The organism is Vibrio sp. 10N.222.49.A3 (assembly GCF_041475145.1).
Lineage (GTDB): Bacteria > Pseudomonadota > Gammaproteobacteria > Enterobacterales > Vibrionaceae > Vibrio > Vibrio tasmaniensis_A.
This window is the reverse complement of the sequence record NZ_JBFRVM010000275.1, coordinates 1-466: the sequence shown is the minus strand read 5'-3', so window position 1 is coordinate 466 and position 466 is coordinate 1. Positions and strand designations below refer to the sequence as shown.

Annotated in this window: 1 protein-coding gene; it reads right to left on the bottom strand. The window is 50.0% G+C overall.

Features of this window, described 5'->3' with window-relative positions; genetic code table 11:
• On the bottom strand, positions 1 to 434 hold a 434-nt coding region (locus tag AB4589_RS24990), incomplete at its 3' end, for a TrbC family F-type conjugative pilus assembly protein (RefSeq protein ID WP_372101916.1).
• Positions 435 to 466: the final 32 nt, after the last annotated feature.

Genomic DNA, 466 nt, shown 5'->3' with positions numbered 1-466 from the left:
GTGGCCGGAAAACCTTCAGGTAAGACACCGCGTATCACCAGTGGAACGCCTAAGTGCTCACTTTGCATCAGAAGCTGTTTGAGCGCGGTCTTGGGCATGGTGAGTGAAACAAACACCATTACCCCTTTTGGGGCTTGGTCAGGGTTGCGCGTGGGCTTTTGTCGCCCCAATAAGGGGGACAGGCTCTCCTCTTTTATCAAATCTTGAACATTGCGGCTGAGAGTCAGCGCTTCTTCTCGATAAGCCTGGGCTTTATTTTGTATGTCGTCCGTAGGCCACGTCTTCGCCGCCTCCGGTTGTTGAGTCATTTTTTGCTCAAGCTTGGCAAAAGCTTTGAGCTCTTGCTCAGTGTAAGCTTGGGCGGGTAACGCGATAAAAAAACACAGAAAAACAAGAGAGCGCCTAAAGGTGCTCTCAAAAGATGGAATGGTCATAGTAACCTCTTCATTATGGCCGCTGAAAGGGT